General features: G+C 43.3%; 25 protein-coding genes and 3 pseudogenes. 7 read left to right on the forward strand and 21 right to left on the reverse strand.

Features of this window, described 5'->3' with window-relative positions; translation table 11 throughout:
• From V756_RS01000000122275 to V756_RS0111130, 11 genes and pseudogenes are all read right to left on the reverse strand, one after another.
• A pseudogene (locus V756_RS01000000122275) lies at nt 1-456 on the reverse strand (phosphoglucomutase); the annotation flags it as partial.
• A 132-nt stretch (nt 457-588) separates the two neighbouring features.
• Entirely contained in the window at nt 589-2,256 is a 1,668-nt protein-coding gene (gene glpD / locus V756_RS0111085) for a glycerol-3-phosphate dehydrogenase (protein WP_024714719.1), read from the reverse strand.
• Nucleotides 2,257-2,397: 141 nt separating this feature from the next.
• The gene (gene glpK, locus V756_RS0111090; RefSeq protein ID WP_024714720.1) at nt 2,398-3,888 is read right to left on the reverse strand and encodes a glycerol kinase GlpK; all 1,491 of its coding nucleotides are present in this window, start codon (nt 3,886-3,888) and stop codon (nt 2,398-2,400) included.
• An 18-nt stretch (nt 3,889-3,906) separates the two neighbouring features.
• Nucleotides 3,907-4,731, reverse strand: a complete 825-nt coding sequence (gene glpF, locus V756_RS0111095; protein ID WP_024714721.1) for a glycerol uptake facilitator protein GlpF — start codon at nt 4,729-4,731, stop codon at nt 3,907-3,909.
• A gap of 176 nt (nt 4,732-4,907) precedes the next feature.
• A complete protein-coding gene (gene glpP, locus V756_RS0111100; protein ID WP_024714722.1) occupies nt 4,908-5,483 on the reverse strand; it encodes a glycerol uptake operon antiterminator GlpP in 576 nt (191 codons plus the stop codon).
• A gap of 30 nt (nt 5,484-5,513) precedes the next feature.
• Complete coding sequence (locus tag V756_RS0111105; protein WP_081719840.1) at nt 5,514-6,866, reverse strand: aspartate aminotransferase family protein; 1,353 nt, start codon at nt 6,864-6,866, stop codon at nt 5,514-5,516.
• Nucleotides 6,867-6,870: 4 nt separating this feature from the next.
• A pseudogene (locus tag V756_RS1000000124415) lies at nt 6,871-7,132 on the reverse strand (hypothetical protein); the annotation flags it as partial.
• A gap of 135 nt (nt 7,133-7,267) precedes the next feature.
• On the reverse strand, nt 7,268-8,809 hold the full coding sequence (locus V756_RS0111115) for a bifunctional GNAT family N-acetyltransferase/carbon-nitrogen hydrolase family protein (protein ID WP_024714725.1): 1,542 nt from the start codon (nt 8,807-8,809) through the stop codon (nt 7,268-7,270).
• A gap of 15 nt (nt 8,810-8,824) precedes the next feature.
• A complete protein-coding gene (locus tag V756_RS0111120) occupies nt 8,825-9,487 on the reverse strand; it encodes an HAD family hydrolase (protein WP_024714726.1) in 663 nt (220 codons plus the stop codon).
• Nucleotides 9,488-9,612: 125 nt separating this feature from the next.
• On the reverse strand, nt 9,613-10,035 hold the full coding sequence (locus V756_RS0111125; protein ID WP_024714727.1) for a CBS domain-containing protein: 423 nt from the start codon (nt 10,033-10,035) through the stop codon (nt 9,613-9,615).
• Between the two features lie 137 nt (nt 10,036-10,172).
• Nucleotides 10,173-10,568, reverse strand: a complete 396-nt coding sequence (locus V756_RS0111130) for a YhcU family protein (protein WP_024714728.1) — start codon at nt 10,566-10,568, stop codon at nt 10,173-10,175.
• Nucleotides 10,569-10,678: 110 nt separating this feature from the next.
• Between V756_RS0111130 and V756_RS0111135 the strand changes: the two genes are divergently transcribed.
• Nucleotides 10,679-11,587: an RluA family pseudouridine synthase gene (locus tag V756_RS0111135; RefSeq protein ID WP_024714729.1), complete on the forward strand. Its 909-nt coding sequence runs from the start codon at nt 10,679-10,681 to the stop codon at nt 11,585-11,587.
• A 30-nt stretch (nt 11,588-11,617) separates the two neighbouring features.
• Here V756_RS0111135 and srtD read toward each other — a convergent pair whose 3' ends face one another.
• The gene (gene srtD, locus V756_RS0111140) at nt 11,618-12,214 is read right to left on the reverse strand and encodes a class D sortase, LPxTATN-specific (RefSeq protein WP_024714730.1); all 597 of its coding nucleotides are present in this window, start codon (nt 12,212-12,214) and stop codon (nt 11,618-11,620) included.
• 400 nt (nt 12,215-12,614) lie between these two features.
• Between srtD and V756_RS0111145 the strand changes: the two genes are divergently transcribed.
• Nucleotides 12,615-13,268 (forward strand): spore coat protein, encoded by a 654-nt coding sequence (locus V756_RS0111145; protein ID WP_024714731.1) that lies wholly within the window; start codon nt 12,615-12,617, stop codon nt 13,266-13,268.
• Here the strand turns inward: V756_RS0111145 and V756_RS0111150 are convergent.
• Complete coding sequence (locus V756_RS0111150) at nt 13,200-14,168, reverse strand: gluzincin family metallopeptidase (RefSeq protein ID WP_024714732.1); 969 nt, start codon at nt 14,166-14,168, stop codon at nt 13,200-13,202. The genes V756_RS0111145 and V756_RS0111150 overlap by 69 nt on opposite strands.
• Before the next feature lie 119 nt (nt 14,169-14,287).
• On the reverse strand, nt 14,288-14,857 hold the full coding sequence (locus tag V756_RS0111155) for a YhcN/YlaJ family sporulation lipoprotein (RefSeq protein ID WP_024714733.1): 570 nt from the start codon (nt 14,855-14,857) through the stop codon (nt 14,288-14,290).
• A gap of 149 nt (nt 14,858-15,006) precedes the next feature.
• On the opposite strand from V756_RS0111155, the gene V756_RS0111160 reads away from it, so the two are divergent.
• The 3 genes from V756_RS0111160 (at nt 15,007) to V756_RS0111175 (ending at nt 16,884) form a co-directional block, all read left to right on the forward strand.
• On the forward strand, nt 15,007-15,444 hold the full coding sequence (locus V756_RS0111160) for a hypothetical protein (RefSeq protein WP_081719841.1): 438 nt from the start codon (nt 15,007-15,009) through the stop codon (nt 15,442-15,444).
• 566 nt (nt 15,445-16,010) lie between these two features.
• Complete coding sequence (locus V756_RS0111170; protein WP_024714736.1) at nt 16,011-16,328, forward strand: PadR family transcriptional regulator; 318 nt, start codon at nt 16,011-16,013, stop codon at nt 16,326-16,328.
• Nucleotides 16,315-16,884, forward strand: coding sequence for a DUF2812 domain-containing protein (locus V756_RS0111175; protein ID WP_024714737.1), 570 nt, complete (start codon nt 16,315-16,317; stop codon nt 16,882-16,884). The genes V756_RS0111170 and V756_RS0111175 overlap by 14 nt, the downstream gene beginning before the upstream one ends.
• 72 nt (nt 16,885-16,956) lie before the next feature.
• On the opposite strand, the pseudogene V756_RS1000000124420 reads toward V756_RS0111175, so the two are convergent.
• Together V756_RS1000000124420 and tcyP are read right to left on the reverse strand one after the other, a co-directional pair.
• A pseudogene (locus tag V756_RS1000000124420) lies at nt 16,957-17,085 on the reverse strand (hypothetical protein); the annotation flags it as partial.
• A gap of 100 nt (nt 17,086-17,185) precedes the next feature.
• Entirely contained in the window at nt 17,186-18,577 is a 1,392-nt protein-coding gene (gene tcyP, locus V756_RS0111180) for an L-cystine transporter TcyP (RefSeq protein ID WP_024714738.1), read from the reverse strand.
• Nucleotides 18,578-18,737: 160 nt separating this feature from the next.
• On the opposite strand from tcyP, the gene dgcK reads away from it, so the two are divergent.
• Nucleotides 18,738-19,817, forward strand: coding sequence for a diguanylate cyclase DgcK (gene dgcK / locus V756_RS0111185; RefSeq protein WP_024714739.1), 1,080 nt, complete (start codon nt 18,738-18,740; stop codon nt 19,815-19,817).
• Between the two features lie 2 nt (nt 19,818-19,819).
• On the opposite strand, the gene V756_RS0111190 is transcribed toward dgcK, so the two are convergent.
• Complete coding sequence (locus V756_RS0111190) at nt 19,820-20,650, reverse strand: MetQ/NlpA family ABC transporter substrate-binding protein (protein ID WP_024714740.1); 831 nt, start codon at nt 20,648-20,650, stop codon at nt 19,820-19,822.
• Between the two features lie 425 nt (nt 20,651-21,075).
• Between V756_RS0111190 and cspB the strand changes: the two genes are divergently transcribed.
• The gene (gene cspB, locus V756_RS0111195) at nt 21,076-21,279 is read left to right on the forward strand and encodes a cold shock-like protein CspB (protein WP_003224086.1); all 204 of its coding nucleotides are present in this window, start codon (nt 21,076-21,078) and stop codon (nt 21,277-21,279) included.
• Between the two features lie 91 nt (nt 21,280-21,370).
• Here the strand turns inward: cspB and V756_RS0111200 are convergent, their stop codons facing one another.
• From V756_RS0111200 to V756_RS0111215, 4 genes are read right to left on the reverse strand one after another with little or no spacing between them, the layout of a single operon-like run.
• A complete protein-coding gene (locus V756_RS0111200) occupies nt 21,371-22,312 on the reverse strand; it encodes an ABC transporter permease (protein WP_024714741.1) in 942 nt (313 codons plus the stop codon).
• Nucleotides 22,305-23,222: an ABC transporter ATP-binding protein gene (locus V756_RS0111205; protein ID WP_024714742.1), complete on the reverse strand. Its 918-nt coding sequence runs from the start codon at nt 23,220-23,222 to the stop codon at nt 22,305-22,307. The genes V756_RS0111200 and V756_RS0111205 overlap by 8 nt, the downstream gene beginning before the upstream one ends.
• Nucleotides 23,223-23,234: 12 nt before the next feature.
• Nucleotides 23,235-23,933: an ABC transporter ATP-binding protein gene (locus tag V756_RS0111210; RefSeq protein WP_024714743.1), complete on the reverse strand. Its 699-nt coding sequence runs from the start codon at nt 23,931-23,933 to the stop codon at nt 23,235-23,237.
• Nucleotide 23,934: 1 nt separating this feature from the next.
• Nucleotides 23,935-24,300, reverse strand: coding sequence for a GntR family transcriptional regulator (locus V756_RS0111215; protein WP_024714744.1), 366 nt, complete (start codon nt 24,298-24,300; stop codon nt 23,935-23,937).

The raw sequence follows: 24,300 nt of genomic DNA on the forward strand, positions 1-24,300 counted from the left end.
ATATTCTGGCGGATTATGGCTTGCTGTCACCACAATCCCGCCATAGGCGTTCAGCTGTCTGACAGCGAATGACAGCTCAGGTGTCGGGCGAAGTTCATCAAATACATATGTTTGAATGCCTTGTGTCGCAAGTGTTTTTGCAGCTTCCATCGCGAACTCCGGCGATTTATGGCGGGAATCATAAGCAATGACTACGCCCCGTTTTTTCGCTTCCTCACCTTGCTGCGAGATGTATGCCGCAAATCCGGCTGACGCTTTGCGCACAGTGTAAATATTCATCCGATTCGTTCCGGCTCCGATTTCTCCGCGCATTCCGCCGGTGCCGAATTCAAGATTTTTATAGAAGCAGTCCTCAAGAGCCTGTTCATTCCCCTCCAATTCAGTGAGGCGCTCTTTTAATTCCGGATCTAAATGATCTGTCTGTTTCCATCGTTCATAGCTCTTTCTCCAAGTCATGTTCGTCCTCCTATGTATCAGCTTATGCCATTATTTTATATGAAGCGGGTGCCTCTGTCACTTGATAACTTGAGTCCTGGAACTTTCGGCATGTAAAAAGAAATAACGGGCTGACAGACAGCCCGTTATGATTTATTGCTCGAGCGGCACAACCGCATCGTGTAAAAGCTTGTTGAGGTTTTCTGTATGTTTGTTTTTCGCCTGCTCATCCCATTGGAATCGCTCGCTCATAAAATCAATAACGGCATCTTTATACGTTTTTACCCAATTTATATCAAAGAATAAACGTCCCGTTCTGCGTACAAAGAAATCAGCAGGTGTTGCGGTCATCTCTTCTTCTATACTGTATTCTGCCTCAGCGAGAATATGAACCGGAACATGGCGTTTCGCGGCTTCTTCTTTCAACGCTTCCACTCGGTTAAATACACGCTCTACGTTAGAGCCGTATCTGATCGCCAGCTGTTTTGCGTCTTTCTCTGATAAGCCGGCTGCGATGCCTTCTTTTGTTTTCGCCGTAACGAAGGACATGAGATTTTTTGAACCGCCGACGTGTCCGCCTGAGATTGGCATGTTTTTCGTTTTACATGAACCGAAATCTTTTTCGCCTTCTTCTTTTAAGCGATCACGTACAAGATCGACGATGTGCTCCGCCATTTTTCTGTACCCTGTCAGCTTACCGCCGGCGATTGTGATCAGGCCAGAGTCAGATGTCCAAATCTCGTCTTTCCGAGAAATTTCGGAAGGGTCTTTTCCTTCTTCATGAATCAGAGGACGCAGCCCCGCCCAGCTGGATTCGATGTCATCCGCAGTGATATTCAGTTCTGGGAACATGTAATTGACTGACTTGATGACGTAATCACGATCCTCCGTTGTCATTCGCGGATGCTCAAGCGCTTCTTTGTAAACAGTGTCTGTTGTTCCCACATATGTTTTGCCTTCACGAGGAATCGCAAATACCATACGGCCGTCAGGTGTATCGAAATACACCGCCTGTTTCAGCGGGAAGACAGACTGGTCAAATACAAGGTGAACACCTTTTGTATGCTGTAAATGCTTTCCGTTTTTCGAATGGTCTTTTTCTCTGAGCTGATCGACCCATGGACCTGTCGCATTGACAATTTTTTTCGCATACACTTTATATTCTTTCTTTGTCAGCATATCTTGAATTAATACGCCGACTGCTTTGCCTTTTTCGTAAAGGAGCTCCTTTACTTTGGAATAATTCACGGGCTCTGCTCCGAATTTGACCGCTTCCTTCATGACTTCGATTGTCAGTCTCGCATCGTCAGTGCGGTATTCCACATAGTACCCGCCGCCTTTTAAGCCGTCTTTTTTCACCAATGGCTCTTTTTGCAGCGTTTCTTTTGCAGAAAGCATGCTTCTTCGTTCTGATTTTTTCACGCCTGCAAGGAAATCATAAACTCTTAAACCGATAGAGGTTGTGAATGAACCGAATGTGCCGCCTTTATGAAACGGAAGCAGCATCCATTCCGGCGTGGTGACGTGCGGGCCGTTTTCGTACACAATCGCCCGTTCTTTCCCCACTTCTGCAACCATTTTCACTTCAAATTGTTTTAAATAGCGTAAGCCGCCATGAACAAGCTTCGTTGATCGGCTTGATGTGCCCGCCGCGAAATCCTGCATTTCGCTGAGCGCGACTTTCATTCCCCTTGATGCCGCGTCAAGAGCTGTTCCCGCTCCCGTAATTCCTCCGCCGATAATAAATAGATCGTATGTTTTTTTCGTCATGTCTGTCAGCATGCGGTCTCTTTCAAGACTTGAAAATGGATGTTTCATTATGGCTCCTCCTTGTTGTCACGGTGTGTAAATAGAAAAAGAGACCACAACAGCCAAAGTGCATGGTTACACTTTGGTGCTGTGGTCTCTCCTCATCTCAGGACCGTTCTTATTAACTTGTAATCAGTATATCATACTCTCATTCTATTTAAAAGCCATAGCCGCTTTCACGGCTTTTTGCCAGCCTGTATACAGCTCATGTCGTTTTTCTTCTTCTAATTCAGGCTCAAACCGTTTATCCAGATTCCACTGGTTCGCGATTTCAGAACGGTCCTTCCAGAATCCCACAGCAATACCTGCCAAATAGGCCGCGCCAAGCGCAGTCGTTTCATTAATTTCCGGACGCTCCACAGGCACATCCAGAATATCTCCCTGGAACTGCATCAGGAAATTATTTTTCACGGCGCCTCCGTCTACACGAAGCGTCTTTAATGAAATATTTGAATCAGCTTCCATTGCGTCAAGCACATCTTTTGACTGATATGCCAATGACTCCAGTGTCGCACGGATAAAATGTTCTTTTGTTGTGCCTCTTGTCAGGCCGAAAACCGAACCGCGCACGTCGCTGTCCCAGTAAGGCGTTCCCAGGCCGACAAATGCCGGAACAACATATACGCCGTCGGTTGAATCCACCTTCTCCGCGTAAGATTCGCTGAGTGCGGAATCCTGGAACATTCTCAATCCGTCTCTGAGCCATTGAATGGCAGAGCCTGCTACAAAAATACTTCCTTCTAAAGCATATTCAACTTTTCCGTCAATGCCCCATGCGATTGTCGTCAAAAGGCCGTGTTCGGACTTAATTGCTTTTTCCCCCGTATTCATCAGCATGAAACATCCTGTGCCATACGTGTTTTTTCCCATGCCCTCTTCAAAGCACGCCTGGCCGAACAATGCGGACTGCTGGTCTCCTGCCGCACCCGCGATCGGGATATTTTTTCCGAAGAAGTGATAATCAACAGTTTCCGCATACACATGGGAAGACGGCTTCACTTCAGGCAGCATGGATTTCGGTATATCTAAAATGTCGAGAAGCTCATCGTCCCATTTTAAATCGTAAATATTAAACATCAGTGTTCTGGATGCGTTTGAGTAATCGGTCACATGCGCTTTTCCGCCAGACATTTTCCAAATGAGCCATGTATCAATCGTCCCAAACAGCAGCTCGCCTTTTTCTGCTTTTTCTCGTGCGCCTTCCACATTGTCTAAAATCCACTTCACCTTCGTGCCGGAGAAATACGGATCGATTAAAAGCCCTGTTTTTTCTCTGAAACGCTCATTATATCCTTTTTCACGAAGCTCCTCACAAATGCCGGACGTCTGCCTGGACTGCCAAACGATCGCATTGTAGACAGGCTTTCCTGTGTCCTTATCCCATACAACCGCCGTCTCACGCTGGTTTGTGATACCGATACCGGCAATTTGAGAAGCGCTGATTCCCGATTCAGAAATGACTGATGCGATAACAGCGAGGACAGAGCCCCAAATTTCATTCGCATTATGCTCAACCCAACCTGGGTGCGGGAAGTATTGTGTAAATTCCTTTTGAGCGGAGTGAACGATTTTGCCTTCTTTATTAAACAGAATCGCTCTTGAACTTGTCGTCCCCTGGTCTAAGGATAAAATGTACGTTTCCATAAGATGTCTCCCCTTTGATTACATATATTTTGAATTTGATAATGTTTTAGCAGAATGTGATTTCGTATAAACATAGAGCCCTAACAATACCACAACCAATATAACGCTTACAATCCAGAAACTGCTTGTGATCTGCCCTTTAAATGCGGCGTTGTAAAATACGCCGCCGAACGATCCGCCTAAAATCGGGCCGGCTACCGGAACCCATGCGTATTTCCAGTTTGATGAGCCCTTGCCCGGGATCGGAAGAAAAGCGTGGGCAATCCGCGGGCCTAAGTCGCGGGCCGGATTAATCGCATAGCCGGTGGTGCCCCCAAGAGAGATACCGATCGCCACGATGAGAAAACCGACAATTAAAGGATTAAGCCCTTCTGTAAATTGATTTGCCCCAATCGCCAAGATGCCAAGCACAAGAACAAATGTCCCGATTACTTCACTTAAAACGTTTGCAAATGTATGCGGGATGCTCGGACCTGTCGAGAAAACACCCAGCTTGGCAGCGGGATCATCCGTTGACTTCCAATGAGGCAGGTAGTGCAGGTAGATAATCACCGCACCGATGATCGCACCGATCATTTGTGCTGCAATATAAACCGGAACCTCTTTCCACGGAAAATCGCCAACAAATGCAAACGCTATCGTTAATGCCGGATTCAAATGTGCTCCGCTGATGCCGCCAACCGCATAAGCCGCCATGGCAACACCCAACCCCCATCCAAATACAATAACAATCCAGCCAGACTGGAATGAAAGCGATTTCTTTAAATTGACACCTGCACAAACACCGGCCCCAAAAATGATAAGCAGCATCGTACCGATGACCTCTCCCCAAAATGCTGTCATAGCACATTCCTCCTAAAGTCACGATTAAAAGTATGATAGAGAAGAAGAGAATAAAAAACCACAACAAACCGCTTTACGGGTGCATAGACATTTACCGTAAAGAGCTGCTGTGGTCTCCGAGTTCTCCATCACAATGTATTAACCTAGTGCAATTGTATCAGCGGATGAAAGCGTTGTCAATCTTCCTTCGTCAAAAAGTTTTCATATTTCTTCCATAATTTGGTGTTTGATGTTGTGACAGCAACAGCCCCTGCTTTCAAGGCCTGTTCTACATCCTCTTCCGTACGGATGAAACCGCCGGCAAAGATGGGAATTCCCGTTTTCTCTTTTATTTCTTGAATGAGTGACGGAACGATACCGGGCAGCACTTCAATGAAGTCAGGCTTATGCTTGCCGATAAACTCCATACTTTTCTCCATCGCGCTTGTATCAAGCAGAAACAGGCGCTGAATCGCATAGATTTTCTTCTGCTTCGCTTTGGCAATCACGTTCGATCTTGTTGAAATAATCCCGGCGGGCTTGATGTCTTGGCAAATAAACTCTGCTCCATATTCATCATGCTTGATTCCCTGGATAAGATCGACGTGCACCATCATCTTCTTTCCGTGTTTTTGCGCCTCTCTGATCACGCCCTTCAGCTGGCCGAGATGAATATCGAGAATAACGCCGTAGGAAAATGAACTGTTCAAAAACTCATCAAATTGCTTCATATTGCGAATAGCCGGTAAAATCGGCTGATTGTGAAAACTCATCGTGTGCTCCTTTAACAAATCACTTTTATATTAAATCGTCTGAAAGCTATCTTTCACCGTTTTCACGATAAAGGAGAGGTCTTCTTCTGTCAGGCAAAATGGCGGTGCGAGCTGGATGACATTGTTGTAGCCTGCGACGGTATCTCCGTTTTTGCCGATGATCAGCCCTTTTTCTTTGCACGCCGCAACCACTTGGTTTACTTTGTCAGCATCAGCCGGCTCTTTTGTCAATTGATCTTTGACGAGCTCGATTCCGATCAGCAGCCCTTTTCCCCTCACATCTCCGACTGCCGGGTGTTCTCTTAAGGCTTGAAGCTCACCCAAAAGCACTGCTCCAAGGTCGCGGGATCGCTGAATCAGCTGTTCATCCTCCATAATTTGCAGATTTTTCAATGCCAATGCACAGGCAGCCGGGCTTCCGCCGAACGTGTTCACATGACGGAAACGTTCGTAAGGCGCATCACCCTGGTACGCTTCAAAAATATCGCGTTTCACAGCAGTCGCTGACAATGGCAGATACGCGCTTGTAATTCCCTTTGCCATCGTAATGATATCAGGCTTTACGCCGTAATGCATAAATCCGAACGGCTCGCCTGTCCGTCCAAAACCGCAGATGACTTCATCGCAAATCAAAAGAGCTCCGTGGCGGCGGCAAATGTCCTCCACCTTCTTCATATAACCGTCCGGCGGCAACAAGATGCCTCCGCCTGTAATGATGGGCTCCATGATGACCCCGGCAATCGTTTCGCTTAATTCCCATGTCATGATGCGGTCAATCTCATTTGCGCTTTCAAGCGTGTCGGCATCCTCTGGGTGCCGATATACATCCGGCGGGGCTGCATGCAGGAATCCCTGGCTTAAAGGCTCATATTTATATTTTCGCTGCGCCTGTCCGGTTGCTGAGAGCGCTCCCAATGTGTTGCCGTGGTATGCTCTGTATCTTGAGATGAATTTATAACGGCTGTGGTCGCCGTTTTGCAGATGGTACTGGCGGGCGATTTTAAAAGCCGTTTCGTTTGCTTCCGATCCGCTGTTGGAAAAGAAGATGACATAATCGCCGCCAAGCCATTCATTCAGCTTTTCCGCCAGTTGAATCGCCGGTGCGTGACTTTGCGTTAACGGATAATAAGGCAACTCCTTTAATTGCTCATAGGCGGCCTCCGCAAGTTCCTTTCTGCCGTATCCAATATTGACGCACCACAAACCGGACATCGCATCCAAATAGCGGCGTCCGTCTATGTCGGTCACCCAGGCCCCTTCCGCCTTTTGGGCAATCAGGCTGTCCGCTTGATGCGCTCCTTTCATGGCATGCCACACAAATTGCTCATCTTTTTGCTTTAATCCCTGATTTTGCTGAATGTTTTCCATCCCCATCATCTCCATTTCATTAGCGTTCACTAAAGTGCCAATTCAATTGAAACAGACCTTTTCTTATGTAATTTCTCGGTGATGATTTCCCTGCCTTCAATATAAAGCCAGGCCGGGTAAGAGTCAATAAACCCCGGAAAGAATAAGCTTCCTCTTTCTCAAGAAGAAAAATTGTGTTGGCAGCGGTCGGCATAGCGGCAATCATCATTTGTTTTGCCATGTCATCCACAGGCAATAACAATGTAATCAAGCGCAATCAACGGGGAAACCATCAGCTCTAAAGCGTAGACAAGAACTAAAACAAACAGAAACTCCATAAGGTATTTTCTTGCATCCAATTTCCTTTATTTTAAAACAAGTATGTAAGCGCTTCAATTCCATTTTAAAAAACCCGCCAATTCAGGCGGGTATCGGGATTATTTTTTATATTGGATATGATAAACATCACGCCGTCTGTCTTTTAGCTGGCGCACTGTACCGTTTTGACGCTGCCTTCTGAGAATTTCCAGGTCAACATCGCCGATGACGACCATTTCGATATTCGGGTTTGTTTCGCCGACAATGCCATCTCTGGCGAATTCGAAATCAGAAGGTGCAAAGATGCCTGACTGTGCGTATTGGATATCCATATTTTCCGTTTGCGGAAGGTTTCCAACCGTTCCCGAAATGACCGTATAAATCTGATTTTCAACCGCTCTTGCCTGCGAACAGTATCTGACACGCAAATAGCCTTGGCGGTCTTCTGTACAAAACGGCGTAAAAATGATTTTTGCGCCTTTATCCGCAGCAATCCGGGCAAGCTCAGGAAATTCAATGTCATAACAGATTTGAATGGCGATTTTTCCGCAGTCCGTATCAAACACGCGAACCTGGTCTCCGGCGCTAATTCCCCACCATTTACGTTCATTCGGCGTAATATGGAGTTTATATTGCTTTTCAATTGTTCCGTCACGTCTGAACAGGTAAGCAATATTATAGATCTTGCCTTCCTCTTCGACGAAATGAGATCCGCCGATAATGTTGACGTTGTACTTTACGGCCAAATCAGTAAACAAGCTGATGTAATCCTCTGTATACTCGGTGATTCTCTGTATCGCCAAGCTGGGTGACCGTTCCTCAAGGAATGACATGAGCTGGGTAGTGAAAATTTCCGGGAAGACCGCAAAATCAGATCTCGCGTCGGAAGCGACATCGACATAGTATTCTACTTGATTGGCAAATTCCTCAAAGGAATAAATTTTCTTCATTTCGTATTGAATCACACAAATTCTCACAGGGAACGCCGATTTATAATAGCGTTTTGTCTGCTGCGGAAGATAATCGACATTATTCCATTCCATCAGCGTCGCATACTTGATCGAAGCTGTATCATCCGGGAGATAATTCGGGTTAATCCGCATAAGGGTAAAACCGTTCATCAGCTGAAAAGAAAGGACCGGATCGTAAATTTGGTGACGTGTCACCTGTTCAACGTACGCTCTTGCCGTCATTTCTTCTGCATATTTATGATAGTTCGGAATCCGTCCGCCTATGATGATGCTTTTCAGATTTAAGCGTCTGGCCAAATCCTTTCTCGCCTCATACAAACGGTGGCCGATCTTCATTCGTCTGTATTTTGGATCCACCATAACCTCAATCCCGTACATATTTAAGCCGTCCGGATTATGGTTGGTGATATAACCGTCATCTGTAATGTCCTGCCACGTATGGCGGTCATCATATTCATCAAAATTAATTAGGAGACTCGAGCACGAGCCGATAATTTCACCTTCGAATTCTGCACAAAACTGCCCTTCGGGAAAATGCTCCAAGTGACTGATTAAATGCTCCCGCTTCCAAGGCTCCATCCCCGGGAAGCAATCCTTTTGCAGATCGATAATCTTTTCGATGTCTTTTTCTTCGATATTGCGGATGACCATTTTCTTTTCAAAACGGGTCAAATCTAATTTCTCAGACAAACTGCTCGCTCCTTTCTAGTGTTGTGAGTTCAGATGATCAAGCAATAAGGCGAGCTCCATCTCTGCCATTGATTCAAGCCTGTGATCATAGTCTTCAAACATCAAAGTGCCCGTCACTTTATTCGGGACAATCACACACTTCATTCCTGCTCTTTTCGCAGCAATTGAACCATTCACAGAATCCTCAAATGCAAGACATTCCGATGGGGATACACCAAGGTTCTTTGCCGCCAATACATACAGTTCAGGATTCGGCTTCACCTCTTCCACATCATCCGCCGTTTGGATGACCTCAAAATCGTCAAACAGGCCGAGTTGCTTCAAATGGCCCGATACCCACTTATAATCGGAGCTGGAGGCAAGGCCTACCTTTAAACCTAAATCCTTTGCCGCATTCAAATATGCTTCAACGCCCGGTCTTGCTTTTTCGTTCTCCATGCGTTTCGCAAACCGTTGTCTTCTCAATGTTGTCAGTTCCTCATGGTTCAGCTTTTTGCCAATCTGCTCTTCTAAATACTCAAAAGGCCGAAATCCCGCCGCTGTTCCGATCACCTTTCCCCAGACAGACATAGGCAGGGCTGATCCATGCTCCTCGAATATTTCCTGAAGGACTTCATATTCGTGAGTTTCTGTATCTAGAATCAGTCCGTCAAAGTCAAAAATTAACGCTTTAATCACTGCGTACAACTCCTTTAGTCCAAATTGAGACATATGTATACACTCACTATACCCCGAAACATGTCTGCTTTCAAAAAGTAAGGTTTATGTGAAGAAAGAGCCTGCACAACGCAAGCTCTTTCTTATTAATGAATGTTTTGATGAGAAATGTTTGTCAGCGCTTCTCCCGCAGACTCGTTCGACATCTGATTGACTGCCAGGTCTCCAAGCGCAACGATCCCGACTAGATTGTTTTGATCTACAATAGGAAGGCGGCGGATTTGGTGCTGGGCCATCAGCTGAGACGCGTCTTCCAGACTCATATGAGGGTTTCCCGATACGAGATCTGTTGACATCACTTCTGAAACGGGTGTATGGCCATCTCGGCCCTGAGCTGTAGTTCTTAATGCAATGTCACGGTCAGTCAGCATTCCTTTTAAAACACCTTGCTCTACAACGGGAATGACCCCAACGTTATGCTGTTTCATGAGAGAAGCCGCTTCCTGAATCGTTTGATTCGGTGAAACGGTTGCCACCTGCGTTGTCATTGTATCTTTTACTGAACTCATTGCCAGCACCCCTTTCAATCATTAGTATGTTCAGACGCGAGCCGATTAAAAAGGAAGTTAGAGGAAAGGTTTTATGATATGATTTCACTGATGCAAAAAAGAGCTTTTCTGAAAATAGAAAAGCTCTTGCTGCCTGATTATATCAGCCTTCTGAGACCGAGAATGGCTTTGTTTGTTTTCGTTTGAAAGTCAGAAAAGGCAAACGGAAAATATATCCCGAAATCATTCAATATCTTGCTGTTTTTCTCAAAAATCGCCTGATCACTCACATTAAAATGCGGCGAAGGCTTTGTCAGGACAATATGTATCATTTGCAGACAAGCCATAATTTGAAACGCTTCTTTTAACGTTCCTTGGTAATAATGGTTATTTAAAGACAAAACGCCTTTCTTTTTAAAGCGCTGTATATCAAGTTCGGAGAAATAAAGAGGAAATACATCATGGAAAAGCTCCATTGAAAGCTCCTTGATAAAGCTCTCCTGTTCTTCAGTTGCTGCGTTCACAATTCTCACGTCAATCACCTTTCTTGCCATCGAATATCCTAAGTCTTACTCAAGAATAGCACAGAAAAAAACGCGAAAGCTAAGGTAAGTGTTTCCTATGAGAAACAACGGCCTTCCGCTTCGAAAAGGAGCCATTTAACATGAAACAAAAAGGCAGAGGGCTTGAACTCCTCATTAACGACAAACAGGATGGACAATGGCTGTTTTCTGTACTGAAAACAGCGCTCAAAGCCTCTAAACCCGTGATTCAAGACTGGATGTCCCATCATCAGATAAAGGTCAATCACGAATCCGTCATCAACAATGTGGTCGTAAAAAAGGGAGACCGCGTGTTCATTGATCTTCAGGAAAAGGAAGAATCCACCGTCATACCGGAGTATGGAGAGCTTGATATTTTATTTGAGGACAATCACATGCTCATCGTCAATAAACCGGCAGGCATAGCGACTCATCCGAATGAAGCCGGCCAAACCGGCACACTGGCTAATTTGATCGCATACCATTATCAGGTGAATGGTGAAACATACAAGGTACGCCACGTCCATCGCCTTGATCAGGACACATCTGGCGCAATCGTTTTTGCCAAGCATCGTTTGGCACACGCCATCTTGGACCAGCAGTTAGAGAAAAAAACGCTGAAACGCACGTATACCGCGATCGTTGAAGGAAAGCTAAAGACAAAAAAAGGGACAATTGATTCACCGATCGGCAGAGACAGATCACATCCGACTAGACGCCGGGTTTCACCCGGCGGACAAGCAGCCGTCACTCACTTCAAGGTCATTGCCGGCAATGCGAAAGAGCGCCTGTCGCTCGTTGAATTAGAACTCGAAACAGGAAGAACACACCAAATTCGTGTTCATATGGCGAGCATCGGCCATCCGCTGACAGGTGATGCGCTTTACGGAGGCGGGAGCAAGCTGCTCAACAGGCAGGCGCTCCATGCCAAAAAGGTGCAGGCGGTTCACCCGATAACCGGCGAGCTGATTGTTGCCGAAGCGCCTTTCCCGGCTGATATAGAAAACCTTTGCCACACATATTTTTCATGAAGAATAGCCGCAGGACTTGCCTGCGGTTTTTTATGTAACCCGTTTGCCATATATAATATAGCGCTTTGGGGCATCTCCGACATATGAAAACGGATAGCAAGTCGTCAGAATTAGTTCTTCCTGTTCGTGCTGGAGCGTAATAATGGATGTGTCATCCTTATCGACAATTTTTGAATTTACAATTTCATATGTAAAATCTCCATATGGCAGGAGGATACGAAGCCGGTCTCCCTTTTCCAGCTCTCCCGTCCTGCGAAACACGGTATCCCGATGTCCCGATAACACAATTTGCCCGTTTTCATCAGGATAATAGCTATCCTTGTAATGCCCCACACCTTTTTCTAAATCATCTGCATCGGTACCCTCCACGATCGGAAGCTCTGCATTGATTTTCGGTATTTCCAAAATCCCGCTGGCTTGTCCGGTTTCTGGCTTAAATAATGCTTTATCCTTTGCCTGATCTTTGCTTTGTTTCACACCAAAAGCTTTCTGCGGCTTTTCAGCCATCAGTTTGGCTTCTTTTAATGTCTGTTCAGTCTTCCTATTCGTATCTATCAGTGTAAGGCATCCATAGCCTGTGATCATAAGACCGGCTGCAATGATGACGAGCGGAATAAGCTTTTTCACGTCCTCGAGGCACTCCTTTTTCTTCTGACATATACAGATAAGTTCAAGACAACGTTACTCCCGGACCGCTTTTCTTCCGGGAGGTGATGATCAGATCCGCTTAAACACGATGTACTAATCTTGCCGGCATCCTCCGTATTTCACCCCTTCAAAATAGCTGCAGGCGGCAGCAAGCTGAATTCTTCCCTCTTTTGTCATCAAAGCTATTCACGTGCTCAACTGCCGCGTCCAAACCAGTAATCCGGTTGGGTGCTATTTTGCACCTGTCGCCGTCACATAAAATTGATGCTGTCTGCTTATCACTTCGACAGACAGCATATCATTCCTTTCAGGCTTCTGCATAAAACGAAGCATACTGAGACAAAATACAGCTGATCTGAAAAAAAAGGAGGAATTCGGTTTGGATCAGTTAAATCAGCAGCAGCAATCCCAGATGAACAAAGGCATCCCTGGAAAACCGCATAAAAACCACGGCGGACATGAAATGTTTGATATGCACGAGGTGCTATCCGGAACACTGACTGTGCTTGATCAATTTATGATGCTGAGACAATTTTGTAAGGATCAGGAATTGTTAAATATCCTTGATCGCCAGCATCAATTTATTACGTCTCAATTTAACTTAACTGCAGAATGCTTCAAAACAGGAAGCGAACCGTCACAAAAAACAGCAACTTACATGATGAAGGAAGACAACCAAACTGTTTACGGCATGCAGCCGTCACAGCCTAAAAAACCGGTTCAATCCATTAATGACATTGATGACAGCATCATCAGCCGACAAATGCTTTGCGCGGTTAAAGCACAGGCTTCTATGCTGACGATGGCTTCTCTGGAAATGACAAACCCAGCTGTAAGACGCGTACTGTCAGCGCAAATTCAGCAGTATGTTGAAATGGCTTTTGAAATTTTCTTATACCAAAACAAGCACGGCTATTACCAGGTTCCTCAGCTAGAAGCGCAGGACATGGAACAATTGAGAAATTCATTTGCTCCGGCACAAGGACAAATTTCCCCAACTCAAGGCGGTATGGGCCAGCAAGGACTTCATTAATAACAAAGGCATTGGATAGATACTATCCAATGCCGCCCTGTTTTTTTCAAATGTTTTCTTGAAGTCTTTTTCAAATTGATCAAGACTTTCCTTTGTTGCCGATTGAAATCCTTTTTTAAAGTCTCCTTTTTTTGCCGTTTCCTTTATCATTTTTGACATAATGTCTTTCCCGTATTTGTCCGTCAGCTCATTGATCATATAAAAGCTTTGCAAATAGACATCTGTGTCATATTCGGTCCGTGCTTCCTGCCAGTCTTGATCTGTCTGCAAACGGTCAAAGGGCACGACAGAAAACGAGATCGGATCTATGAGCAATTCATAGTTCGCGATCCACTCGCTTAATCCTTCGTGAAACCATAACGGAAACTCATCAGGATCTGCTTTAAGCTCCTTCAATTTCTGGTGAAACGCATGGTGAGTGTATTCATGTATCAACAATCTCTGATACAAATAAACCGCTACCTCATCACCTTCTAAAAGCAACTTTTTCTCTTCAGGCAGCAACCCGATTAGCTGCTCCCTCTCAGAATAAAAACCAACGACATCCAATAAACCGGAGTAAGCCTCCATCTGTTTTTCGTTAGAAAAAAAAATAATATCAATAGGCTTTTGACTCGAATATCCAATCATAATCTGATTAATACTGACCGCATATTCAAGTGTATCTTTCGTCAATGGCAGTAAGGACTTTTCCTTGGAAGTGTAATAAATATCGGCTTGTTTGAATGACTCTTTCTTCATGTGCTTCGTCACTTGTTCTTTTGTTATACCAGATGCATGCCCTGGCAAAGACAGTATATACATCGAGCTTGATACGATGGCCGAGCTTACAGCCAGCATCACAAGGACGCCGCACAGGAATAGAGCGGATGCCGCACGCTTTCCTATGCCACCCCGCAAACGTCTCCCTCCCTGAGCCGGTCCGTCTTGTACCTTTTATTTTTACTCTATGCAGCCTGAGTGCGCGGTGTGTCATTAACGTAAAGAAAAAGCCGCACAAATGATGCGGCTTTTTGCATTTATTCAGCGTTAGGGAATACGCGCTGTACAGTTTGTGTAAATTCATCAAATAATCCGGCGATCGGGTCACCATTTTGGATACGCTTTCCATAACCTTGCATACGTTCTACAAAATCAGGGTTCGCAGAAACGTAAACATTATCAATGCTTTTGTCAGTAGATCTTACCTTTTTGGCTATTTTTTTCTTTAGATTGTTTTCTACTGTGCCTTTATTTCCATTTGTTAAAACCACTGCGACGTAGGCTTGATTGCCAGCTACAATGACATCAGCATGCTTAACTTCTTTTAGATCAGTTACTTTATCAGCTGCTTTATCCGCAACCTGAAGTTTTCGATCGTTGTCATGATTGTCATTTACGTTATTGTTATTGACATTATCATTAACATTATTGTCAACGTTATCCCGGTTGTTTACATTGCGAAGATCATCATTCGCCGGATTGCGATAATTAACATTTCTTGCATCATTATTATCACGTCTGCCCTCGCCTTGGTCGCCCATACTGCAGCCAGTCATAAGCAAAGGAATAAGAAGCACAGACGCAAAGACTTGTTTTTTTCCAAACATGTGAATTCCTCCTTTATCACTTTACCTATAGGTTTTTCTAACTGGCTTTAATTATGCATGCAAATCTGAAGGAAATGCTTTCCCGGGAAATAGACCGGTTAATTTGTCTAATGAAGGGGAACATATGAATACACTGTAAAGGAGGGATCATATTGTTCAGCCAACGAAGAGGAATCAGCCCCGGGGCTTTGATTATAGGGTCAACGATACTTATTGCCGCTTTATCACCTCAGATTCGCCAAAGAATCAGCGGATTTGTCACAGGACAAATGAACAGACGGAATTCGGAAAATAACATGTTTGATGCTTCTAATGTAGGAAATATGGTCAAACAAGCATTTGGCGGTGATAACCAGGACCGATCTCAAAATGAAAGCCAACGGCAAAATGGCCGTCAGCACCAGCATGCCGGACAGCAGCAAACCCAACACCAGCATACACAGACACAATCTAGGCAAACAGAAACAGCTGCAAAAAAACGACAGCCTCATTATGCTGAGCCCATTCATTTTGAACAAAGCGCAATGAATGTCATGGACGACAACACCATGATGGAAATGCTGGAGGACTTAGAACCCGGCCGTTAAAAAAACGTAAAGATTGCATAATAGTTCAAAATGGATAATTATATTGGTTTTTCTTACAGATGTTTTTAACTTTTACTGGTTTTCATTAAAGAAATCCTTCCTTTGTTCAATAAAGAAAGCTTGAAAGGATTTTTATGCTGCCCTGCCGCATCAAAAGATGAAGAGGACAGAACACTGTTAACACTTGCCAATATAATCCGATTAATTTTCATTAATAATCTCTTCTTTTTTCATTTTGTTTCTTTGTTCAAAGCTCAACATTTAATATTCACTGAAGTGTTTGAAATCCTGTTTTGATAAAAAAAAACCATTGCTAAACAAAAGTTAAACATCTATCTTGAACTAACCAGTTTGTAATTAATGAGGCCATTTAATTGAATGAAAACTACACTAAAAGTCGCTTTCCTTACATAAGGAAAGCGACTTTTTAGATTTTTCCCTTTTCATCAAGCTTTTACTTTAAATTGCTTTGACTAGCTTTGAAAATGTTGTTGACTATTCAGTTGAACTGTATTATGTTATTATTAAGTTGAACTAAATAGTTGAACTGAATAGAGGATGAGGATATGAAACATAAATTATTACCGCTGTCTGAAACCATGCATTATATTTTATTAGCTTTGCGGGAGCCGCTTCATGGCTATGCCGCCATGCAGAAGATCGAAAAGATGAGTAACGGAACTGTTATTTTAGCAGCCGGCACATTATACGGCGCGATTGAAAACTTGAATAAGCATGGCTGGATTGAACCTGTTGGAGAGTCGGGCCGGAGAAAAGTCTATATGATAACTGCAGAAGGAAACGCCATTTTGAAAATGGAACAAAACAGGTTATTGCATATTTTATCCCTGTACGAAGGAAGTGAATCGAATGAAGACATTTAAGATGTTTTTTGATATTGAAAAAGAGGAGCAATGGCTGAACGAACAATTACAAAAAGGCTATCGCTGTACAAATATCAGCGGATTAGGCATATACACTTTCGAAAAAACCGACAAGAGATATGTGATGAGACTGGATTATCATGATTATTTATCAAAGAAAAAGTTCAAAGACTACAGAGAGATCTATGAAGACTTCGGCTGGAGTTATATAAACAGCCCATGGCTTAGCGGAACTCGATATTGGCAAAAAGAAGATGATGATCAAAATGAAATCTTCTCGGATCGCCAATCAAAGAGTAATTATTATAAAAGATTAATGAGTTATTCATCAAGTTTTGGTTTCCTGTGTTTGTTTATTTCTTATATGTTTTACAAGGATTCAGGTTTATATTTAGCCGAAGGTCTGTGGAGTATGGAAGGCTCAATGTTTTGGAAAGCATTTTTATTTGAAACTCCATTTGCCCTTTTGAGGGCGCTTCCCGCCCTTATGACTGTTGTCTTTGGCTGCAGTTACTATAAAGCGTATCGAAAATTTTCAATGTTAATAGAAAAATAATGAAAGGAGGTTAATTATTAACTTTTTTAATTCAATAAGGAATTGAGGGAATGCATCTACCACAGGCGACCACTTTTCTTTGTATGCCTCAGATAAGTTAGCGTCTTCCAAGATACCTGGAATACTTGTTAAAAAAGCAATTTTTATTTCAATCAGATCATTCCATTGATCAGCAATGCCGGCTGGCTGATCTTCCCTAAAAATGAGAAAAAGAAACCCATGAAACCTTTATATTACAAGGTTCATGGGTCTTTTATTAAGATTAACCAGTAATCCCTGATGGATTACACGTTTTCATATGTTACGCTTCTTCAGCTTCGATCACTCTTGATTGATCATTGAATACCCTTGGATCAATTTCCTTTGTGACCTTACTCGTAATGAGGCCAGATGTCATACTTCCGCTGACATTCAGGGCAGTACGCCCCATGTCAATTAACGGTTCGATTGAGATTAATAAACCGGCGAGTGCGACAGGCATATTTAATGATGATAAAACAAGAAGCGCCGCGAAAGTTGCTCCGCCGCCAACTCCGGCAACACCGAAGGAGCTGATGGCAACGACCGCGATAACCGTGATGATAAATACCGGGTCAAACGGATTTTGGCCGACAGTCGGGGCAATCATCATCGCCAGCATCGCAGGATAAATGCCGGCGCATCCATTTTGGCCGATCGAAAGGCCGAATGAACCGGCGAAGTTTGCGATTCCTTCCGGCACACCCATGCTTCTCTGTGTTTTAATATTCAGCGGCAATGCACCCGCGCTTGAGCGTGACGTAAATGCAAATACAAGTACGGGCAGCGCTTTTTTCAAATAAACAATCGGATTCAAGCCGCTGATCGTCAGCAGCACCAAATGAATGATAAACATAGTGATTAACGCGGCATACGAAGCAATTACAAACATTCCTAATTTTAAAATGCTGTCAATATCACTCGTGGCAATCGTTTTTGTCATAATGGCCAGCACCCCATAAGGCGTCAGTCTCAATATGAGCGTGACAACACGCATGACAATGGCATAAGCAGCATCAACCATTTTTTTGAAGGTTTCTGCCTGTTCCGGCTGTTTATGCTTCACACCGAGGAATGCCATTCCAAGGAAAGCGGCAAAAATAACGACTGCGATCGTTGAAGTCGGTCTGGCTCCCGTAAAATCTAAAAACGGATTTCCCGGCAGCAATTCAACAATCTGCTGCGGCAGCGTTTTCGCTGTCATATCCTCTGATTTCTGCTGAAGCTCCTGTCCACGCGAAAGCTCTGTATTTCCTTGATCAACCTGAATCGCCTGCAGGTCAAAAGAAAGCGCGGACGCAATGCCGACAGCCGCCGCTACAGCTGTTGTCGCAATTAAAATTCCAATAATCAAACCGCTGATTTTGCCGAGATTTTTTGTCAGTTTCAGCTTTGTAAATGCACCGAGAATCGAAATAAAGACGAGCGGCATGACAACCATTTGAAGCAATTTGACATATCCGCCCCCGGCAATATTAAACCAGTCGGCTGTTTGAATGACTATATTTGAAGTCGGGCCATAGATCAGCTGAAGCGCAAATCCGAATACGATCCCCAACCCCAGCGCAGTAAATACACGTTTAGAGAAGGAAACATGTTTTTTCTGCATAACAAAAAGCCCTAAAATAAGTAAAAATAAAATAAATACATGTAATACAACCAGTAAAGTCTCCAAAGCAGGTAAACTCTCCCTTCAAATTTTCTCATTTACTATATTATACTAATTCCGATCGGTCAAGTGCGGATTATGATAACTCATCATGAACTAAAAAAATCCCTTTTTTGTTCTTTTCTTTCCCATCCATCTTTAGTACCTTATATAAGGGTGATAATATTTGCTGAAAGAATTATTTGTAAACTTGACCATTTTAATCACATTTAATTATCTGTTCACCCACCTGTTTAAAGAAAGGTTAGTACATAAAAAAGACAGCATATTCTTCCAAGCTGTTAAAGGACTGGCCTGCGGTTTGCTCGGGGTTATTCTAATCGTTTTTGGATTTACCTATCAGCATTCAATCATCGATCTTCGACATATTCCTATTATGATTGCCGCTCTTTATGGGGGCTGGGTTTCAACGGCAATGGCCTTGGTGGTGATCGCTGCTGGCCGCTTACTGATTACGATGAACACATCTGCAATATACTCGGTAATAATCATTTGTTTCGCTGCCATCCCGTCACTCATTGTTTCTAGAAGAAAAAAAGTTCAATTAAAACATGCTTTCTATCTCATGATCATTACAAATACTCTGATCTCCATTTCCTTTTATTCTTTTATAGACTTACATTCATATCAACTTCACTTATATTTTTGGATCATCTCAATAACGGGCGGTATGCTGAGTTTATATATTATTGACCATGAAACAAATGCACATCTCCTTTTTAAACAATATAAGTTTCAGGCGCACTTTGATTTTTTAACCGGGGTTTATAACCGAAGAAAATTTGAAGAAATCACACAGGCGCTGTATCAACAGGCGGCCAATACCCCGCATTTTCAATTCGCACTGATTTATATGGATATCGACCATTTTAAAACCATCAATGACCAATACGGCCATCATGAAGGAGATCAGGTGCTGAAAGAGCTGGGTTTACGTCTGAAGCAGAGCATCCGAAACACTGATCCTGCCGCACGGATCGGCGGTGAAGAATTTGCCGTGCTGCTGCCAAACTGCACGCTTGCTAAAGCAGTCCAAATCGCGGAACGGATCAGAGGCGCTATCAATGACGCACCCATTAGATTAACAAACGGAGAAGAGCTGTCAATTACGGTATCGCTCGGGGCCGCTCATTATCCTAATAATAAAGAACACCCAGAATCTTTGCCTATTCTTGCCGATCAAATGCTGTACAAAGCGAAAGAAACTGGACGGAACAAAGTATGTTTTTCAGAAAAAAAAGAATGAATTCAATGTTCGAATTCATTCTTCCAATCTGAAAGACGTTTCAAAGGCAGAAAAGCCGGGACAAGATCCCCCTGATACTCTTTTTCTATAAATGCCGCTGTATCATCAGCTTGGTAGAGCTCAAGAACAGCTTGCAGCGCTTCCTGATCTTGATCCTCCGCTCTGACCACAATCAAATTCATCTCTTCCTTAGACATTTGCCCGCCGCTCTTTATGGTTTGTTTTTTCGGGTTCAGACCCGATTTTTTTGCTTCAGACGGTTTCATGACAAACACGCCGGTGCCGCTCACTGCATCCTGTTTCCGGACTGCTTTTAATTTTAGGTGTCTCGGATTATCTTTAATCATATCGATGGAACCTGTTCCGTTAAATCCGTTTTTCAACGTGAGCAAACCGGCGTCCCGAAGCACCGTTAGCGCCCTGCCAAAGTCGAACGCTTTATCCGGAACAGACACGGCAGCCCCGCGCGGTATATTCTGGATTCGATCATATCGTTTTGAATAAATGCCCATTGGCGTTATGTATGTCGTACCGAGCGGTGCCAGTTTAAGTTTGTATTTTCGAGTGAACGACTGAAAATATGAAAGGGTTTGAAAGGCGTTGGCATCAATTTCCTTGTTTGCCAGCGCGATATCAGACTCGGCATAATCAGAAAAAGGGATCAGCTGAATATCCAGCCCTGTCTCTTCAGCCTTTTTAGCAATATAGTTCCATATTGCCTCGTCAGACTCAGCAATTCCGATTTTTATCGTTTCATGTTCTGCTGACGGTGAGCATGCTGCAAATGAAACGAGAAAAATAAGAACAAAACTGCATATAAGCCACTTTTTCATTGTGACCATACTCCTATCTATGTATTAGAGCATGCAAGCAATATCAGACATACACTATCTTAGTTGATAACCGTTGTCATTTGTAATATTGTTTAACTTTTACCTTACTCACTTCCAATAAGGTTGTCAATTCCTATTATATTCTCTTCCCGAAAAGAAGGAATATTTAAGGCAAACGTGATCACATATCGAGAATGCAGATGGATTTCCGTAAATAAATCTCAAATTAAAAAATAATGTCGTACTTTCAGAAAAAAGTTTCACTTTACAGTTGTTTTTTCTGAAGATTACTGGTAGAGTAAAGGTAATTATTTTTGTTCGAACTATCTTTAAGAAGAAAGTTTTGTAAGAGTTTTCGTCTTGAAAGTTTGTTAAGAGCAAGAATAGTGAATTTAAGCGTTATGATCGCTTTAGGAGGAAATTTCATGTTAGAAGGTAAAGTAAAATGGTTCAACTCTGAAAAAGGTTTCGGATTCATCGAAGTAGAAGGTCAAGACGATGTATTCGTTCATTTCTCTGCTATTCAAGGCGAAGGCTTCAAAACTTTAGAAGAAGGCCAAGCTGTTTCTTTCGAAATCGTTGAAGGAAACCGCGGACCACAAGCTGCTAACGTTACTAAAGAAGCGTAAGCATAAATTGATATGAAAAACTGCGGGTGCGAACCCGCAGTTTTTATTTTGAGAAAAAAGCTGTTTTGCTTAAGCAAAACAGCTTTTTTCATTAGTTCGCAATATCCCGTTTCATAAAGGTGCCGAAAGCAAGCAGCAGGAAAACAACAAAGTAAACTGCCAAAATGACAATGGAGAAAGTCATCGTCATCCCTTCCACTAGCGGTGTTCCATCTACGTATTGCAGCAAATTAACATTGGCAAATAAAATATACTTCGCCCAGTCAAATTTCGTTGCAATAAATGCAGTGGCTGTAGTACCCGCAACCAGCAAAAAGATCGAAAATCCGACTGCAAGAGAGCTGTTTCTAAATACAGCAGACAGCATAAACGCCATCGTCGCCACCATTAGAGCCGAGACGGATTCAGAAAGATACGTTGTGGCTAAATACCCCATCATGTTCTGCTCAATGACATGGCCATCCTTATAGATTAAATGGATATTCGCCGCAGTGTCACCACCCGTTCCGAAGAAAATGAGCCCTAATAAAGTGGAACCCAGAAATAAAATAAGCAGCAATAGGAACCCAAACAGGAGAACGGTAATATATTTGGAAAGCAATATCTGAAAACGGCTGAGCGGCCGAATCATTAACAGCTTAATGGTTCCCCAATTAAATTCGTTCGCGACAATTCCGGCTGCGATAATTATGGTAAACAGTCCGGTGAGGATTGTAAAGCCTGCTGAATCCGTTACATAAGACCATACCGTATAGCCCGTATCATTCGGGATGTTATGTTCAATACGGTAGTTGTTGACTGTAATTGTTTCTTCATAATCATCTTTCATCGAAGGATATTCTTTCATTGCTTTCTTCAATTCGGCATTTTCCGCTTGAAGTGTTTGTTTCCATTTCGGATTTGCTTCATCGGATGAAAAATGGTTTGTTAAGAATGCCCATCCAATCATGGTCAATGCTAAAATCCCGATCATCACCCATGTTCCGGCACGGCTGAAAATTTTGATCCATTCATTGTAAATCAAATTAAGCATGTTGAGCCTCCTCTTTCACTTCACCTGTCATTTCTAAGAAACGGTCCTCTAATGATTTTGTTATGACCTTGACCTCATAAATGCGGATTTGCTGCATCACCAGCAATTCGATAACCGCAGGGACTTCGGCTTTAGGCATTTTGACTTCTATACCATTTGTCTTACTCACCACATCGTACTGTTTTAGAGCAGCAGCGGCTTCATTCGGCTGCTCAACCTGGATGAAATATGTATCATTCTCATTTTCGTTTTCATCTTTTACATTTTGAATATCGATAAGCTTTCCTTTTTGCAGAATCGCAATTCGGTCACACATCAGTTCCATTTCTGACAGCAGGTGGCTTGAAACGATGACAGCCATTCCTCTTTCGCGCGTCAGTTTTTTCAAATGATCTCTGATTTCTCTGATCCCCGCCGGGTCAAGGCCGTTTGTCGGTTCATCCAAGATCAGCACTTTCGGATCATGCAGAAGACTTTGCGCCAAGCCAAGACGCTGTCTCATCCCTAGGGAATATGTTTTCACCTTGTCGTGGATTCTGTCTGTTAAACCGACCAGCTCAACGACTTCATCAATTTTTTCCTTCGTAACACCCTTAACCATCCTCGCGTATTGCTGCAGATTTTTATATCCGCTTAAAAATTTATACAGCTCTGGATTCTCTACAATAGCCCCAATATGCTTAACCGCCTTGGCATAATCTTTCGTAATGGATTGGCCGCAAATGAGCACATCACCTTTTGACAGCTTCATTAATCCAACCATCATTCGGATGGTTGTCGTTTTCCCTGCTCCGTTCGGCCCCAAAAAGCCGAATACTTCGCCTTCACGAATCGCAAAACTCAGATGATCAATGATCGTTCGGCCTTTGATGTTTTTTGTTACATTCTTCAATTCCAATACTGTTTTCATGAAATTCCTCCTCTAGCAAACTTCCATTTTTGATTTAAACCATTGCAGCACAGACATGCCTTCCCGCTCACGAATATCTTCTACAACACACTGCTCAACTTTGGCTCCATTTGCGAGTATGATGACTTCGTCCAGCAAAGTTTCAATTTCATCAATCTCATGCGTCGCAATCACGACAATCTGCTGCTCAAAATCAATGTATGACACCAGGCTGTTTACAATGGAATCCCTGACCATCGGATCAAGCCCGGAAAAAGGTTCATCAAGCAAGATGACGGAAGCCTTTCTTGCCAAAGCAAGGACGATTTTCAATCTTCCCCGATTTCCTTTTGATAGCTTTTTGATCTTTTTTTCCGGGTCAAGCTGCATCTCATTCAACAGCTTATAAGCTTGTTCTGTTTGAAAATCAGGAAATTGCGACCGATAAAAATTCACCATATCCTTTACAGTGAAATGCGGATAAAACATATCAAGCTCTGTAAGATAAGCTGCTTGACGCACCATATCCCTCGTAACCGGCTTTTCATCCACTTTCACGAAACCCGAAGTCGGAAACAGAAGACCGGCTATCATTTTTAAGGTCGTTGACTTGCCGCTGCCGTTCGGTCCGATCAGGCCGTAAATCCGCCCGGATGATAAAGTGATTGACACATCATTGACGGCAGTGTGGCGGCCGTATTTTTTTGATACATGTTCTAAAGAAATTTCCATTTTAGCCTCCCTCAGTGAATGTTTTTATCCCTTCCACCATTTCCTCTTTCGTTAGTCCCAGTTCTTTCATCTGCTTCACAAAGCCTTCCACCACTTCTCGTGTGAGCCTGTCTTTCAGCTCATCTACGATTTCTGCTTTCTCGGCAATAAACGTCCCTTGACCTCTTCTCGTTTCCACAATACCCAGCCTTTCCATCTCACTGTAAGTTCTTTGAATTGTATTGGGATTTACCTTGGTTTGAATCGCCATTTCTCTTACTGAAGGAAGCTTGTCTCCTGGGAGCAGCTCCTTCCTGACCAGCCGATAAAAGATCTGATCAGCGATCTGCAGATAAATCGGTTTCGAGGATTGGAATTGATTATCCAT

This window comes from Bacillus tequilensis KCTC 13622 (assembly GCF_000507145.1).
In the GTDB taxonomy this organism is placed as follows: Bacteria; Bacillota; Bacilli; order Bacillales; family Bacillaceae; genus Bacillus; species Bacillus tequilensis.